A 13,888-nucleotide genomic window follows, 5' to 3' on the forward strand; every position below is an offset into this window, starting at 1 on the left:
GGGGGTGTGACGAATTCTCCGCTGTCATTCCGGGGCGCGCCGTAGGCGCGAACCCGGAACCCACGACTGGGTGAGCGGACATGATCGCCATCGGCAAAGGTCTCATCCGGTCGTGGGTTCCGGGTTCTTCGCTGCGCGAAGCCCCGGAATGACAATGGAACAGCTCACACACCGAGCACCGCCGAGGTGAGAAGCTGGGTGTAGGCGTGATGCGGATCGTCCAGCACCTGGTCGGTCAGGCCCTGCTCGACGACGCGCCCGTCCTTCATCACCATCAGCCGGTCGGTCAGGAGTCGGGCGACGGCGAGGTCGTGGGTGACGATGATTGCGGCGAGGCCGAGATCGCGGACCAGCACGCGCAACAGGTCGAGCAGGCGGGCCTGGACGGAGACGTCTAGGCCGCCGGTCGGCTCGTCCATGAAGACGAGGCGCGGCTCCGAGACCAGCACGCGGGCGATCTGCAGGCGCTGCTGCATGCCCCCGGAGAACTGGCGCGGCCGGTCGTCGATGCGGCTGCCTGCGATCTCGACGCGGGTCAGCCAGTCGAGCGCGCGCTCGCGGATCTGGCCGTAATGCCGGTCGCCCCGGTCCATCAGCCGCTCGCCGACATTGCCGCCGGCCGAGACGTCCATGCGCAGGCCGTCGCGCGGGTTCTGGTGGACGATGCCCCAGGCCGTGCGCATCAGGCGGCGGCGCTCCTGCTCGGGCACCGAGTAGATGTCGAGCGGTTCGGCTCCACCCCGAAACAGCACCTCGCCCTCGTCGGGCCGGTCGATGCCGGCGAGGCAGCGCAGCAGCGTCGACTTGCCGGAGCCGGATTCGCCGACGATGCCCAGAACCTCGCCGGGCCAGAGGTCGAAGGTGACGTCGGCGCAGCCGATGCGCTCGCCATAGAAGCGATTGAGGCCGGCGACGGAGAGGAGGGGCGCGGGTTCGAGGGCGGCCTCGGGGAAGGTGGCGTGGACGGTCATAGCTTGCTCTCCCCCACCAAACCGCTCGAGGTCGCGTCGGCCAGCATCGCGCCGCGATGACCATCTTCCCGGCGCGTCTCGCAGAAATGGCTGTCCGAACAGACGAACATGCGCTTGCCCTGGTCGTCGATCACCACCTCATCGAGATAGGAGTCGGCAGCGGCACAAAGCGCGCAGGGCTCGTTCCAGCTCTGGATGCGGAAGGGATGGTCGTCGAAGTCGAGGCTCTTGACGCTGGTATGCGGCGGCAGCGCGTAGATGCGCTTCTCGCGGCCGGCCCCGAAGAGCTGGAGCGCCGGTGACATGTGCATCTTCGGATTGTCGAATTTCGGGATCGGTGAGGGGGCCATGATGTAGCGGCCGTTGATCAGGACCGGGTAGTCATAGGTCGTCGTGACCTCGCCGAAGCGGGCGATGTTCTCGTAGAGCTTCACCTGCATCAGCCCGTATTCGGCCCAGGCGTGCATCTTGCGCGTCTCGGCCTCGCGCGGCTCGAGCTTGCGCAGCGGCTCCGGCTGCGGGACCTGATAGACCATGATCTGGCCGGCCTGCAGCGGCGCCTCCGGGATGCGGTGGCGGGTTTGGATGATCGTGGCCTCGTCGGTCGCCTCGGTGGTCTTCGCGTTGGCGGTCTTCTCGAAGAAGCGGCGGATCGAGACGGCGTTGGTGGTGTCGTCGGCGCCCTGGTCGATGACCTTCAGACGGTCCTGCGGGCCGATGATCGCGGCGGTGATCTGGATGCCGCCGGTGCCCCAGCCGCGGGCGAGCGGCATCTCGCGCGAACCGAAGGGCACCTGGTAGCCCGGCACGGCCACGGCCTTGAGCAGGGCGCGGCGGATCATCCGCTTCGTCTGCTCGTCGAGATAGGCGTAGTTGTAGGCGGGCTGCGCCGCATCTTGCGTAACGGGAGTGTGAAGGGTCATTCCGCGGCCTCCGGCAGCGTGTCCTGGTTCCTGGCGAGCCGCTCCTCGCGCTCGCGCCTGATGCGGCGGATCAGTTCGAGCTCGCCCTGGAAGTCGACGTAATGCGGCAGCTTCAGGTGCTCGACGAAGCCGGCGGCCTCGACATTGTCGGAGTGGTAGAGGACGAACTCGTCCTGCTGCGCCGGGTACTCCGCCGCCTCGCCGAATTCGCGGCATTTCAGCGCCCGGTCGACCAGCGACATCGACATCGCCTTGCGCTCGCTATGACCGAAGGAGAGCCCGTAGCCGCGGGTGAATTGCGGCGGGACATCCTTGGAGCCGGCAAACTGGTTCACCATCTGGCATTCGGTAAGGGTGATGTCGCCGAGGTCGACGGCGAAGCCGAGCTCCTCCGGCACGAACGCGACCGAGACCTCGCCGACGCGGACCTCGCCGACGAAGGGATGGCTGTTGCCGTAGCCGCGCTGGACGGAATAGCCGAGGCCGAGCATGAAACCCTCGTCGCCGCGCGCCATCGCCTGCAGGCGCACATCGCGGTCGGCCGGGAAGGAGACCGGCTCGCGAGTCAGGTCGAAGGGGCGCGGGTCGCCCTCCGGCGGCTCCTCCGGCTCCATCAGGCCTTCGGCACCGAGAATGTCCGGCACGCGCGGCATGTGGGCGTCGAGGGGTTTTGCGTCATGCTCGGGCCTGACCCGAGCATCTTCGGCCGAATGAGGCTCGCCTTCTCGTTCCGAGATGGTCGGGTCAAGCCCAACCATGATGTTCGAGGCTTCCATCAGCGCAAAATCGAACAGCCGGTGGGTATAGTCATAGGTCGGCCCCAGCACCTGCCCGCCCGGCAGGTCCTTGTAGGTGGCGGAAACGCGGCGGCGGATCGCCATGCGGGCGGTGTCGACCGGCTCGGAGGAGCCGAAGCGCGGCAGCGTCGTGCGATAGGCGCGCATCAGGAAGGCCGCTTCGATCGCATCGCCCTGCGCCTGCTTCAGCGCCAACGCCGCGAGGTCGGCGTCGTAGAGCGAGCCCTCGTTCATGACGCGGGCGCAGGCGAGGCCCTGCTGCTCGCGGATCTGCGCCACTGAGATCTCCGGCACCGCCTCGTCGCCCCGGCGTGCCTCGGCGACGAGATCATGCGTTGCGAGGATGGCGGCCTCGCCGCCCTTGACCGCGACATACATCAGAAAGCTCCCTCGATACGCGTCGAGCGCGGCAGGCCGAAAAGCGCATCGGCATGGCAGAGCAGGAGGTCGATCCCGAGCGGATAGGCCTCGCTGTTGGCCGCGACCTCGGCCCAGAAGCTGTCGCGCAGCCCGGCCGGCGCGATCGTGCGGGTGCCCGGAATGCCGGGGCCGCTCAGCGTGACGGCCTCGCCGCCTTCCAGTGCCGCGCATTGGACGATGACCGTCGCCGAGCGGTCGGGGAACTGGTCGGTGCCGGCGTCGAAATCGGCAAGCGCCGGGGCGGAAGCGAGGCCGTCGATCACCGCGAAGGCGGCGCGGCCGGGTTCCGCGACGAGCGCGGCGCCGCAATGGAAGCGCAGCCAGGCCCCGGCCGCGCCGTCGCGCAATGCGGGCGGCAGCCAGATCGGCGTCTCGTAATCGGCCAGCGTCAGCAACGCCGTCGCCGCGGCGGCATGCAGTCCGTTGGGCGGGGTGAGGCCCTCGGTCACGGCCTGCCGCGTGCCAGGCTCGGCCAGGGCGGCGAGGATCGCGCGGAAGGCGCCCTGGGACTGGAAGACCGGGTCGGCGAAGCCCGGGCCGATCAGCGTTTCGTCGGTCATCACGCGCCCCGCACCAGAGTGAAGAAATCGACCTTGGTCGCGGCCGCCTTGCGGGAAGCAAGGTCGCGGGCTGCGGCCTGGTTTTCAGCCAGGCGAGCGATGCCCTGATGAAGCGTGCTGTCCGAGGCCTCGGCCTGCAGCCTTGCGTCGAGGATCGCCGCGAGGCGCGCCTTGCGGGCATCGCGGCCGAGCGCATAGGAAAAGCCCATCGCGCCCTCGGCGAGACGCACGACGCAGCGCGTCACCGTCGCTTCGCCCAGGTTGAAGCGCCGGCCGGCGCCGCCGGCGCGGCCCTCGACCATGACGGTCCCGGTTTCCGGCGCCTTCAGCACCTCGTGCTGCGGGAGGTCGGGGCCGAGCAGGCTCGCGACCTCGGCTCGCGAGGCGCGGGACAGGATTGCCATCCAGCGCTGCCGCGCGGTTTTCTCGCTCATCGTCATTCGCCGTCTGGTCGCTCGTTAATGTCTAGACTATATTAGGTGAGTTGTGAGGAAAGGTCTATACATTTTGCGTGACGATTTGGTGACCGGCGAAGACGACGCCGTGGCGGCGGATGCGGGCACGGCCTGGCGCAGGATCGCCGACGATCTCGCCTGCTCGATCGGCAAGGGCGAGTACGGGCAGGGCGACACGTTGCCGGCCGCGACCGCGCTTGCCGAGCGCTACGGCGTGCATCGTCATACGGTGCGACAGGCTTTTCGCCATCTGGCGGAGCAGGGCTTGGTCACCGTCTCGCGTGGACGCGGCACGCAGGTGAATGCGCGGCGCGTGCCCTATCCGATCGGCAAGCGCGTCAGCCTGCGCGCCAATCTTGGCCGGCTCGGCCTGGTCGGATCGAGCGCGGTGCTCGCGGTCGAGCAGGTCGCCGGCGAGGGCGAGATCTGCCGGACGCTGGGCGTGGCTGAGGGGGCGCCTCTCTGGCGGCTGCAGGGCCTGAGCCTGGCCGACGGCACGCCGATGGGCACAGGTACGCATTTTCTCTCGGCGGCGCGGTTTCCGGAGTTCGACAGCGCCTATCGTGAGGCGGAAGGGTCGATGACCGGGGCTTTCAAGGCCTGTGGCATCACCGACTATGTCCGTCTGTCGACGCGCCTGAGCGCAAGGCTGGCGAGCGAGCGCGAGGCGGAGCTGCTCGCGATCGAGCCCGGTGCGCCGGTGATGGTCTCGGTGGCCGTCGATGCGCTGCCTGACCTGACTCCGATCCATCTCGTCAGCAGCGTCTTCGCCGGTGAGCGGATGGAGATGGTGGTCGAGCCCTTCGCGGAGTGAGCCCCTTCGTCATGCTCGGGCTCGACCCGAGCATCTCCTAACGGCGAAGGCGCCGAACCGCGCATCTCGGTAAGCGATTCTCGGGTCTGCGCTTCGCTTCGTCCGAGAATGACGGCTGCTTTTCCTTCCGGCCTCAGACCGCCCGCTTGCCGATGATGGCGAAGCGCAGCTTGGCCGAGAGGAAGTCGATCGCGGTGACGGCGGCGAGGATCAGCAGGATCAGGAACGACACCTGCTGCCATTCCAGCGTGCGGATCGTTTCGGCGAGATAGAGGCCGATGCCGCCGGCGCCGACGATGCCGATGATCGTCGAGGAGCGGGTGTTCGACTCGATGAAGTAGAGCACCTGGCTGGCGATCACCGGCAGCACCTGCGGCATCAGCCCGAAGCGGACTTCGTGCAGCTTGCCGCCGCCGAGCGAGGTAACGCCCTCCACCGGCTTGCGGTCGGCAGCCTCGATCGCCTCGGAGAAGAGCTTGCCGAAGGCGCCGAGATCGGCGGTCATGATCGCGAGCATGCCGGCGAAGGGGCCGAGGCCGACGACGTTCACCCAGATGAGCGCCCAGATCAGCGCGTCGACGCCGCGGACCGTATCGAGCGAACGGCGGGCGAAGAAATGGACGATGCGGTTGGCGACGACGTTGCGCGCGGCGAGGAAGCCGAGCGGAAAGGCGAGGATGGCGGCCAGGATGGTGCCGAGGAAGGCGATCGCGATCGTCTCGAACAGCGCTTTGATGAAGATGATGGCGCGGGCGAGCGAGCCCGGGTCCGGCGGGACCATCAGCACCGCGAAGGTGCCAAGGCTGCTGAAGCCGGAAAGAATGCGCCAGAGCGAGACCTCGAAGGTGGTCAAGCCGTAGACGAAGAGGCTGAGCAGGCCGATCACGACGGCGCAGGTGATGAGCTTGTTCTTGAGCGAGCCGTCGATGGCGGCCTGGTGGCGGGCGACGAGGGCAGCCTGTTCGGCAGGTGAGAGGGCGAGGCTCATTTGCCGTGCTCCAGGCTGAGGAGGGCGTGGCGCAGGCGCTCGGTGCCGTAGTCGATCAGCATCACGGTGACGATGATCATCAGCAGGATGGCGCTGACATCGGTGAAGTAGAACTTGCGGATCGCCTCGATCAAGTCCTGGCCGATGCCGCCGGCGCCGACGAAGCCCATGATCGAGGCGCCGCGGACGTTGATCTCGAAGCGCAGCAGCGAATAGCTGGCGAAGTTGGAGAGCACCTGCGGCACGACCGCGAAACGGATCGTCTGCCACCAGCCGGCGCCGGTCGCGGTCAGCCCGTCCACCGGCTTCATGTCGATGTTCTCGACGACCTCGGAGAAGAGCTTGCCCATGGCGCCCATGGTGTGGATCGCGATGGCGAGCACGCCGGGCAGGGGGCCGAGGCCGAAGGCGATGACGAAGATCAGCGCGAAGACGATCTCGGGAACGGTGCGGCTGAATTCGAGGAAGCGGCGGGCGGCGAAGCGGGCCGTCTTCGAGCGGCCGAGATTGCCGGCGGCGACGAAGCAGAGCAGGAAGCCGCCGACGACGCCGAGCGCCGTGCCGACATAGGCGATCAGGATGGTCTGCCAGAGCAGCCGGAGCCAGCCCTTCCAGCCCCAGAACCACTCGGCGAAATCCGCGCCCAGGCTGTTCCAGCGCAGGACCGGCATGGTCTCGACGATGTATTTCGGGAAGCGCCAGGCGTTCTCGGCGAATTTGCCGAGGTCGACCTCGGCGCCGATCGCGGCGAGCCAGACGCAGACCGCGAAGACCGCCGCGCCGAGCAGCGTCTGGCGCCGTTTGGCGGACATCGCGCTTGCATAGGCTGCGGCGTGGCCGCTGATCGCAGGGTCGTTGCGGTCGATCGCGATGGTCATGAGGTTTGCCGGGACAGTTTTCAACGGCGGAAGCGCCGCTCCCCGTCATGCTCGCCCTTGTGGCGAGCATCCACGTCTTGAACGTTACCCGCGATGGGCGAAGACGTGGATGGTCGGGACAAGCCCGACCATGACGGGCAGACGGTATGAAGTCTTACGAAGACTTCTTGCGACGCAGATCGTCGACGAACTTGTTCAGCTCGATGATCGGGTCGTAGGCCTTGTTGTCGACGGCGACGAGCGGGCCCTGCTTGCCCTCATAGATCTTGTCGAAGGCGGCCTTGTCCTTGGTGGTGATGTTCAGGACGGCGTCGCGGATCTTGGCCTTCAGCTCTTCCGGCATGTCGGAGAGATAGGCCAGGGGCGAGTTCACGATCTGCTCGGACTTGAAGATGATGCGGAAGTCCTCGGCCTTGGCCATGTTCTTGCGGACCATGCGCTGCAGGTTCGACTCCTGCTCGTCGTTCCACCAGTTGGCGACGATGTCGACGGTGCCCTGCTGGAGCGCGATGATCGCGTTCTCATGGCTGCCGGTGTAGACGACCTTCGAGAAGAAGCTCTCGGGCTCGATCTTCATGCCGTTGAGGGCGAAGCGCGGCACGTTGTTGCCCGAGGTGGAGTTCGGATCGACGAGGCCGAGATTCTTGCCCTTCAGGTCCTCGACCTTCTGATAGGGCGAGTCCTTCTTCACATAGAAGACCGAGTGATAGCCCTTGGTGCCGTCGAGGTTGGTCTCGATCGCGAAGGCGTCGACCTTGGCGCCGGTCATGCGGGCGCGGGCGAAGGAGGACGGGCCGTAGGAGGCGATGTGGATGTTGCCGGCGCGCTGGCCCTCGATGATCGCGGCGTAGTCGTTGGCGATACGCAGCGTGACCTTGGTGCCGAGTTCCTTCGCGAGATAGTTGACGAAGGGGGTGTAGCGCTCGGTGACGCCCGAGGCGTTCTCGGCGGGGATGATCGCGAAGACCAGCTCCGGATACTTGGCCTTCCAGTCCTGGGCGAAGGCGGGGGCGGCCAGCGAGGCGAGGCCCGCGGCGGCCAGCGCCAGGGTATGACGACGGGTCAGCATGATGTGCTCCTGGTGGTTGATTCGGTTGTCGCTGGTGTTTCGCCGGCTGTTGCCGGCAAACGGGTTCAGGCGGCGCTCTGCCGGGCGCGCTGCGCCTCTTCGCTGACGATGGCGTCGAGCTGGTGCAGAGCCTCGGCGCCGGCATCCTTGGCTTCGATGCCGTAGAGGCTGGCGGCCACTTCGCTGGTGAGCTGATGCGGCGGGCCGTCGAAGACGATCTTGCCAGCGGCCATGCCGATCAGCCGGTCGCAATACTTGGCCGCGATGTCGAGGTGATGCAGGTTGGAGACGACGGTGATGCCGTCCTCGCGGTTGATCCGGAACAGCGCGTCCATCACGACCTGGGTGTTGCGCGGGTCGAGCGAGGCGATCGGCTCGTCGGCCAGGATGATCTGGGGCTCCTGCACCAAAGCGCGCGCGATGGCGACGCGCTGCTGCTGACCGCCCGAGAGCGTTTCGGCGCGCTGGCTCAGAAGATGTCCCATATCGAGACGCTCGAGCGCCGCAATGGCATGGATCTTGTCGTCGCGGGAAAAGCTCTTGACCAGCGTGAGGGCGGCGGAGCGGTGGTTGAGCCGGCCGAGCAGGACATTGGTCAGCACGTCGAGCCGCCCGACCAGGTTGAACTGCTGGAAGATCATCGCCGTGTCGCGTCGCCAGCCGCGCAGAGCCGCACCGCGTAGCGCGGTGACGTCGCGCTCGCCGGAGAGGACCCTGCCCTCGCTTGGTTCAGCCAGGCGGTTCAGCATGCGCAACAGCGTCGATTTGCCGGCGCCCGAACGGCCGATGATGCCGACCATCTCGCCGCGGGGGATGGAGAGCGTGACGTCGTCGACGGCGGCCTTCCCGCCGAAGCGCTTGGTCAGGCCTTCGATGCGCAGCATGAGAACGGTCTCGCTTGCGGTGAGCGAGCACGACCCTGAACGGAGGCTTTGGTGCCGCCGTCAGGTCCGTGCTCTCGATGCGAGACTGCTAGTCAGTGCAGATGACAGCCGGGTGACAGCCGTTTGGCCCTTCAACAGGGCTGTGGAGGCGCGAAATCCCGGCGGTCAGGCGCCGCGCAGAAGCAGGTCCACGCAGGCGCGCACATATGCGCGTCGCGCGGTCGCGGGCGCAGGCTTGACGTTCAGCAGGCCGCGGACCTGATGGAAACCGCGCAGCATGCCGACGAACTGCTCCGCCAGGGTTCTGGCCTGCTTCTCCGTGAGCGGCGCGTTCAGGCCATCACCGATTCGTGAACGCTGGGTCAGCAGGGCGGAAAGGTCGTCGATCATGCGCAACGCGCCCGCCTCCCAGGCGATGCGGCCGAGTTCCGGAAAGCGGACGGCGGCACTCATCACGAGACGGTGTAGATCAAGTGAAGCCGGGTGCAGTATCATCGCCAGCGTGTCTTCGCCGAGGCGGATAAGCGTGCTGCGCAGGTCGTTTTCCGCGGCCGGCTTTCGGAGAGGAATCGTAAGCTTTTCAGTGAGTTCCGTGCAGATCGCCTTGAACAGCGCCTCCTTGTCGGCGAAGTGGCTGTAGATGGTCTGCTTGGAGACGCCGGCGCGCTGCGCGATCTGGTCGAGGCTCACGCGCTCGAAGCCCTCGGCGAGGAACATTTCGGAGGCGGCCTGGGTGATCGCGTCGTGCTTGTTCGGGCGAGCCCTGTCGGACGGCAAGCGTCTTGCATCCGTCGCCTCGGTCGCGGCATCCCGCGATGCGGCCGTGACTGCCATGTTTACGCCCATTGGGCCCCTTATCAAACTAGACCGTCCAGTCTAAGATAATCGTACATGTTAGGAGCGTCCAGTTCTATGAAGCGGTTTGCCTATCTGCTCCTGGTCGTCGCCCTCGCCGGCGGGGGTTACTACGGTTATCGTCACTTCAAGCAGGGCAGCGTTCCGGCGCAGGCCGCCGTGACCACCGGAAAGACCCCGGGCGTGCCCGTGGAGGTCGCCAGGATCGAACGTGCGACGGTCAAGGAAGAGGTCGAGGCGCTGGGCACGCTGGCCGCTGACGAGGCGGTGGTGATCGCTCCGGAGATTGCGGGCCGCGTCACCGCGCTCGGCTTCAGGGAGGGCGAGCGCGTCGAGAAGGGCCAGCTCCTGGTCAAGCTCGATACCGCCATTCTGGACGCCGAGCTGAAGCAGCTCCAGGCCGATCTCAGTCTGGCGCGCGACACCTTCCAGCGCAACCAGTCGCTGGTGCAGCGCGGCGCTGGCACGCAGGTCGCGCTCGAGCAGGCCATCGCCCAGCTCGCCTCCAGCGAGGCGAAAGTGCAGCTCGCTCAGGCGAAGCTGGCGCAATCGGCGATCATGGCCCCGTTCAGCGGGGTGGTCGGGCTTCGTGCGGTCAGCGTCGGCGACTACGTCTCCGTCGGCAAGCAGCTGATCACGCTGACCAGCATGGATCCGATCAAGATCGACTTCCGCGTCCCCGAAATGTTCCTGGCCAAGGTCAAGGTCGGCCAGCCGGTCCACCTCAAGGTCGATGCGGTGCCGGGCAAGGATTTCGAGGGCAAGATCTTCGCCGTCGATCCGGCGGTGGATATCAATGGGCGGGCGATCCGGCTGCGCGCCACGGTGCCCAATGGCGATCATGCGCTGAAGCCGGGCCTGTTCGCCCGCATCAACATCGTCGTCGACCAGCGTGAGAACGCGCTGGTGGTTCCGGAATCGGCCGTGGTGCCGGACGGCCTCGGCAAGATGGTCTACATCGTCGAGGACGGTAAGGCGAAGCGCGTTCCGGTCGAGCTGGGCAAGCGCCTGCCGGGCAAGGTCGAGATCGTGAAGGGGCTGACGCCGCAGATGCAGGTGGTCAGCTCCGGTCAGATGCGGCTGCGCGAGGGTTCGGTCGTCTCGATCAAGAACACCCTGCCGGCGGTCCACACCAGCGCCCTCTCCGGGGCTTCGGCGAGCCCGCAGCAATGAGCCTGTTCGAACTCTTCGTCCGCCGGCCCGTCCTCTCGACGGTGTTGAGCCTTCTCGTCATGCTCGTCGGCATCGTCTCCTATGACCGGCTGACGGTGCGCGAATATCCCAATATCGACGAACCGATCGTCTCGGTGCGGACCGATTATCGCGGCGCCAGCGCCGAGATCATCGAGACGCAGGTCACGCAGATCCTGGAGAACTCGATCGCCGGCATCGAGGGCATCGAGATCATCTCCTCGACCAGCCGCCAGGAACGCAGCTTCATCTCCGTCCGCTTCCGCCCGAACGTCGACCCCGACGTCGCCGCTTCGGACGTGCGCGACCGGGTCAGCCGCGTGCGCAGCCGCCTGCCCGACGAGATCGACGAGCCCGTCATCGCCAAGGTCGAAGCCGATGCGCAGCCGATCCTGTATCTTTCGCTCACCAGTTCGCGGCACAGCCCGCTGGAGCTGACCGACTTCGCCGACCGCTTCATCGCAGACCGGGTGCAGAACGTCACCGGCGTGGCGGAGGTGCGGATTCTCGGCCAGCGCCAATATGCGATGCGCATCTGGCTCGACCGGCCGCGCATGTCGGCCTACGGCATCACCGTCCAGGATGTCGAGGCCGCGGTCCGCGCCCAGAACGTCGAGATTCCGTCCGGCCGGATCGAGAGCAACGACCGCGAATTCACGGTGCTTTCGCAGACCAGCCTGACCTCGCCGCGGGAATTCGAGCAGATCGTCGTCAAGGACGTGAACGGCTTCCCGGTGCGGGTGCGCGACCTTGCCCGCGTCGAACTCGGCGCCCGCGAGGAGCGCAACGCCGCCTGGTTCCGCGGCACGCCGTCGGTGACGATCGGCATCGTCAAGCAGGCGACCGCCAATCCGCTGGACGTCTCGTCCGGCGTCACGGCGGCGATGCCGAGCATCACCGAAGACCTGCCGGACGGCATGTCGATCAACACCTCCTACGACACCTCGATCTTCATCGATCGGTCGATCAAGGCCGTCTACACCACGATCGCCGAGGCGGTCGTCCTCGTCGTCCTAATCATCTTCATCTTCCTGCGCTCGCTGCGGGCGACGCTGATTCCGCTGGTCACGATTCCGGTCTCGCTGGTGGGCGCCTTCGCGCTGATGTATGCGCTCGGCTTCACCGTGAACACGCTGACCCTGCTGTCGATGGTGCTCGCGATCGGCCTCGTCGTCGACGACGCCATCGTCGTTCTGGAGAACATCCACCGCCATATCGAGAACGGCGTAGAGCCGACGAAGGCCGCGATCCGCGGAATCAACGAGATCGCCTTCGCCGTCGTCGCGATGACGCTGACGCTGGTCGCGGTCTATGCGCCGATGGCCTTCTCGACCGGCCGTACCGGCCAGCTCTTCATCGAGTTCGCCTTGACGCTTGCCGGCGCCGTGCTGGTCTCGGGCTTCGTCGCGCTGACATTGACGCCGATGATGTGCGCCAAGCTGCTGCGCCATCACGAGTCGCATGGCCGGCTCTACAATGTGCTCGAGCGCGGCTTCAATGGGATGGCGAGCGGCTACCGGCGCTCGCTGCGCTTCGCGCTGTCGATCCGGCCGGTGATCGTCTTGCTGGCGCTCGGCGTCGCCGGGGCGAGCTATTTCCTCTTCACGAACCTGCGCTCCGAACTCGCTCCGGTCGAGGATCGCGGCACCATCACCGCCATCGGCGTTGCACCGGAAGGCGCGACGATGACCTTCACCGCGGATTATGCGCGCCGGGTCGAGGATTATCTGAGCAAGATCCAGGAGGTCGAGACCTATCTGGTGATCGTCGGCTTCCCCGACGTGACGCGCTCCATCGCCTTCGCCCGGCTCAAGCCCTGGGAGCAGCGGACGCGCAAGCAGCAGGATCTCGTCGCCGAGATCAACAAGGACCTGTCGCAGATTCCCGGCATCCGGCTCTTCGCTACCAACCCGCCCTCGCTGGGCCAGGGCGGCGCCAACAGCAAGCCGGTCGAGTTCGTGCTGCGCTCGTCGGAATCCTATGTGCAGATCAAGGATTACGTCGATGCCGTGATCGCCGAGGCCTCGAATTCGCCGGCGATGACCAATCTCGAATCGAACCTCATCCTGGACAAGCCCCAGATCAAGGTTTCGATCGACCGGCAGCGCGCCGCCGATCTGGGCGTCGGCGTCGACGTCATCGGCCGCACCATGGAAACCCTGCTCGGAGGCCGCCAGGTCACCCGCTTCAACATGAATGGCGAGCAGTACGACGTCGTCATCCAGGTCGCGGGTGAAGACCGCAACACGCCGCAGGCGCTGCAGTCGATCTATCTGATGGGCCGCGGTGGCCAGGTCGTGCAGCTGTCGAGCCTCGTCAAGATCGAGGAGAACGTCGCGCCGAAGGAACTGATCCGCTTCAACCAGCTGCGCTCGGCCACGATCACCGCCGTCCCGGCGCCAGGCTACTCGCTGGGCGACGCCCTCAACGTGCTCGACGCTGCGGCGGCGAAGGTGCTGCCCTCCTCGGTGCAGATCGACTATTCGGGCCAGAGCCGCGAGTTCAAGCAGTCCGGCTCCAGCATCGCGATCGTCTTCCTGCTGGCGCTCGGCTTCATCTATCTGGTGCTCGCGGCGCAGTTCGAGAGCTTCGTCGATCCCGTGGTCATCATGGTGTCGGTGCCGCTCTCGCTCACCGGGGCGCTCGCCGCGCTCTACTTCACCGGCGGTACGATGAACGTCTACAGCCAGATCGGCCTGATCACGCTGGTCGGCCTCATCACCAAGCACGGCATCCTGATCCTGGAGTTCACCAACCAGCTTCGGGAGGAGGGCAAGGAGATGATCGACGCGCTGGTCGAGGCGGCGGAGCTGCGTCTGCGCCCGATCCTGATGACCACCGGCGCGATGGTGCTCGGCGCGGTGCCGCTGGCGCTCGCCTCGGGTGCCGGTGCCGAGAGCCGCTCGCAGATCGGCTGGGTCATCGTCGGCGGCATGACCTTCGGCACACTGCTGACGCTCTATGTGGTGCCGGTCGCCTATTCCTATCTGGCGCGGAGCAAGCATGGCAGCCGCGGTGCTGCCCATGCAGAGGATGGCGCGGCGCATCCCGCTCCGGCGGAGTAAGCGGGAAGCACAGCCGAG

Annotated in this window: 13 protein-coding genes; 3 read left to right on the forward strand and 10 right to left on the reverse strand. The window is 66.7% G+C overall.

The annotated features are described in order from the left end of the window. Nucleotides 1-164: 164 nt before the first annotated feature. The 5 genes from phnK to phnG are packed head-to-tail and all read right to left on the reverse strand — an operon-like array spanning nucleotide 165 to nucleotide 4,105. Complete coding sequence (gene phnK, locus ASE63_RS12950; protein ID WP_056801544.1) at nucleotides 165-971, reverse strand: phosphonate C-P lyase system protein PhnK; 807 nt, start codon at nucleotides 969-971, stop codon at nucleotides 165-167. Further along, nucleotides 968-1,894, reverse strand: a complete 927-nt coding sequence (locus ASE63_RS12955) for an alpha-D-ribose 1-methylphosphonate 5-phosphate C-P-lyase PhnJ (protein ID WP_056801546.1) — start codon at nucleotides 1,892-1,894, stop codon at nucleotides 968-970. The genes phnK and ASE63_RS12955 overlap by 4 nt, the downstream gene beginning before the upstream one ends. After that, nucleotides 1,891-3,069: a carbon-phosphorus lyase complex subunit PhnI gene (locus ASE63_RS12960; protein ID WP_056801548.1), complete on the reverse strand. Its 1,179-nt coding sequence runs from the start codon at nucleotides 3,067-3,069 to the stop codon at nucleotides 1,891-1,893. Before ASE63_RS12960 ends, ASE63_RS12955 begins: the two co-directional genes overlap by 4 nt. Beyond that, nucleotides 3,069-3,671 carry a phosphonate C-P lyase system protein PhnH gene (gene phnH, locus ASE63_RS12965; RefSeq protein WP_056801550.1) on the reverse strand — a complete coding sequence of 201 codons (603 nt, stop codon included), beginning with the start codon at nucleotides 3,669-3,671 and terminating at the stop codon, nucleotides 3,069-3,071. The genes ASE63_RS12960 and phnH overlap by 1 nt, the downstream gene beginning before the upstream one ends. Then, entirely contained in the window at nucleotides 3,671-4,105 is a 435-nt protein-coding gene (gene phnG / locus ASE63_RS12970; protein ID WP_348271355.1) for a phosphonate C-P lyase system protein PhnG, read from the reverse strand. The genes phnH and phnG overlap by 1 nt, the downstream gene beginning before the upstream one ends. An 88-nt stretch (nucleotides 4,106-4,193) precedes the next feature. Between phnG and phnF the strand changes: the two genes are divergently transcribed. After that, nucleotides 4,194-4,940: a phosphonate metabolism transcriptional regulator PhnF gene (gene phnF, locus ASE63_RS12975; protein ID WP_162261766.1), complete on the forward strand. Its 747-nt coding sequence runs from the start codon at nucleotides 4,194-4,196 to the stop codon at nucleotides 4,938-4,940. Nucleotides 4,941-5,073: 133 nt separating this feature from the next. Here the strand turns inward: phnF and phnE (ASE63_RS12980) are convergent, their stop codons facing one another. The 5 genes from phnE (ASE63_RS12980) to ASE63_RS13000 form a co-directional block, all read right to left on the reverse strand. Beyond that, nucleotides 5,074-5,928 carry a phosphonate ABC transporter, permease protein PhnE gene (phnE, locus tag ASE63_RS12980; RefSeq protein ID WP_056801557.1) on the reverse strand — a complete coding sequence of 285 codons (855 nt, stop codon included), beginning with the start codon at nucleotides 5,926-5,928 and terminating at the stop codon, nucleotides 5,074-5,076. After that, nucleotides 5,925-6,806 carry a phosphonate ABC transporter, permease protein PhnE gene (phnE, locus tag ASE63_RS12985; RefSeq protein ID WP_056801558.1) on the reverse strand — a complete coding sequence of 294 codons (882 nt, stop codon included), beginning with the start codon at nucleotides 6,804-6,806 and terminating at the stop codon, nucleotides 5,925-5,927. The genes phnE (ASE63_RS12980) and phnE (ASE63_RS12985) overlap by 4 nt, the downstream gene beginning before the upstream one ends. A 154-nt stretch (nucleotides 6,807-6,960) precedes the next feature. Beyond that, nucleotides 6,961-7,875 carry a phosphonate ABC transporter substrate-binding protein gene (gene phnD / locus ASE63_RS12990; protein WP_056801560.1) on the reverse strand — a complete coding sequence of 305 codons (915 nt, stop codon included), beginning with the start codon at nucleotides 7,873-7,875 and terminating at the stop codon, nucleotides 6,961-6,963. A 65-nt stretch (nucleotides 7,876-7,940) separates the two neighbouring features. After that, nucleotides 7,941-8,759: a phosphonate ABC transporter ATP-binding protein gene (phnC, locus tag ASE63_RS12995; protein ID WP_056801562.1), complete on the reverse strand. Its 819-nt coding sequence runs from the start codon at nucleotides 8,757-8,759 to the stop codon at nucleotides 7,941-7,943. 165 nt (nucleotides 8,760-8,924) lie between these two features. Further along, complete coding sequence (locus ASE63_RS13000) at nucleotides 8,925-9,593, reverse strand: TetR/AcrR family transcriptional regulator (protein WP_162261767.1); 669 nt, start codon at nucleotides 9,591-9,593, stop codon at nucleotides 8,925-8,927. Between the two features lie 78 nt (nucleotides 9,594-9,671). Between ASE63_RS13000 and ASE63_RS13005 the strand changes: the two genes are divergently transcribed. Together ASE63_RS13005 and ASE63_RS13010 are read left to right on the forward strand one after the other, a co-directional pair. Next, nucleotides 9,672-10,787, forward strand: a complete 1,116-nt coding sequence (locus tag ASE63_RS13005) for an efflux RND transporter periplasmic adaptor subunit (protein ID WP_056801566.1) — start codon at nucleotides 9,672-9,674, stop codon at nucleotides 10,785-10,787. Beyond that, the gene (locus ASE63_RS13010) at nucleotides 10,784-13,870 is read left to right on the forward strand and encodes an efflux RND transporter permease subunit (protein WP_056801569.1); all 3,087 of its coding nucleotides are present in this window, start codon (nucleotides 10,784-10,786) and stop codon (nucleotides 13,868-13,870) included. Before ASE63_RS13005 ends, ASE63_RS13010 begins: the two co-directional genes overlap by 4 nt. Nucleotides 13,871-13,888: the final 18 nt, after the last annotated feature.

The organism is Allobosea sp. Root381 (assembly GCF_001429395.1).
In the GTDB taxonomy this organism is placed as follows: domain Bacteria; phylum Pseudomonadota; class Alphaproteobacteria; order Rhizobiales; family Beijerinckiaceae; genus Allobosea.

Coding starts and splice junctions, on each gene's coding strand:
- ASE63_RS13005 (WP_056801566.1), top strand. CDS start 9,672: ATGAAGCGGTTTGCCTATCTGCTCCTGGTCGTCGCCCTCGCCGGCGGG.
- phnK (WP_056801544.1), bottom strand. CDS start 971: ATGACCGTCCACGCCACCTTCCCCGAGGCCGCCCTCGAACCCGCGCCC.
- ASE63_RS12955 (WP_056801546.1), bottom strand. CDS start 1,894: ATGACCCTTCACACTCCCGTTACGCAAGATGCGGCGCAGCCCGCCTAC.
- phnE (WP_056801558.1), bottom strand. CDS start 6,806: ATGACCATCGCGATCGACCGCAACGACCCTGCGATCAGCGGCCACGCC.
- ASE63_RS13010 (WP_056801569.1), top strand. CDS start 10,784: ATGAGCCTGTTCGAACTCTTCGTCCGCCGGCCCGTCCTCTCGACGGTG.
- phnH (WP_056801550.1), bottom strand. CDS start 3,671: ATGACCGACGAAACGCTGATCGGCCCGGGCTTCGCCGACCCGGTCTTC.
- ASE63_RS12960 (WP_056801548.1), bottom strand. CDS start 3,069: ATGTATGTCGCGGTCAAGGGCGGCGAGGCCGCCATCCTCGCAACGCAT.
- phnE (WP_056801557.1), bottom strand. CDS start 5,928: ATGAGCCTCGCCCTCTCACCTGCCGAACAGGCTGCCCTCGTCGCCCGC.
- ASE63_RS13000 (WP_162261767.1), bottom strand. CDS start 9,593: ATGGCAGTCACGGCCGCATCGCGGGATGCCGCGACCGAGGCGACGGAT.
- phnD (WP_056801560.1), bottom strand. CDS start 7,875: ATGCTGACCCGTCGTCATACCCTGGCGCTGGCCGCCGCGGGCCTCGCC.
- phnG (WP_348271355.1), bottom strand. CDS start 4,105: ATGAGCGAGAAAACCGCGCGGCAGCGCTGGATGGCAATCCTGTCCCGC.
- phnC (WP_056801562.1), bottom strand. CDS start 8,759: ATGCTGCGCATCGAAGGCCTGACCAAGCGCTTCGGCGGGAAGGCCGCC.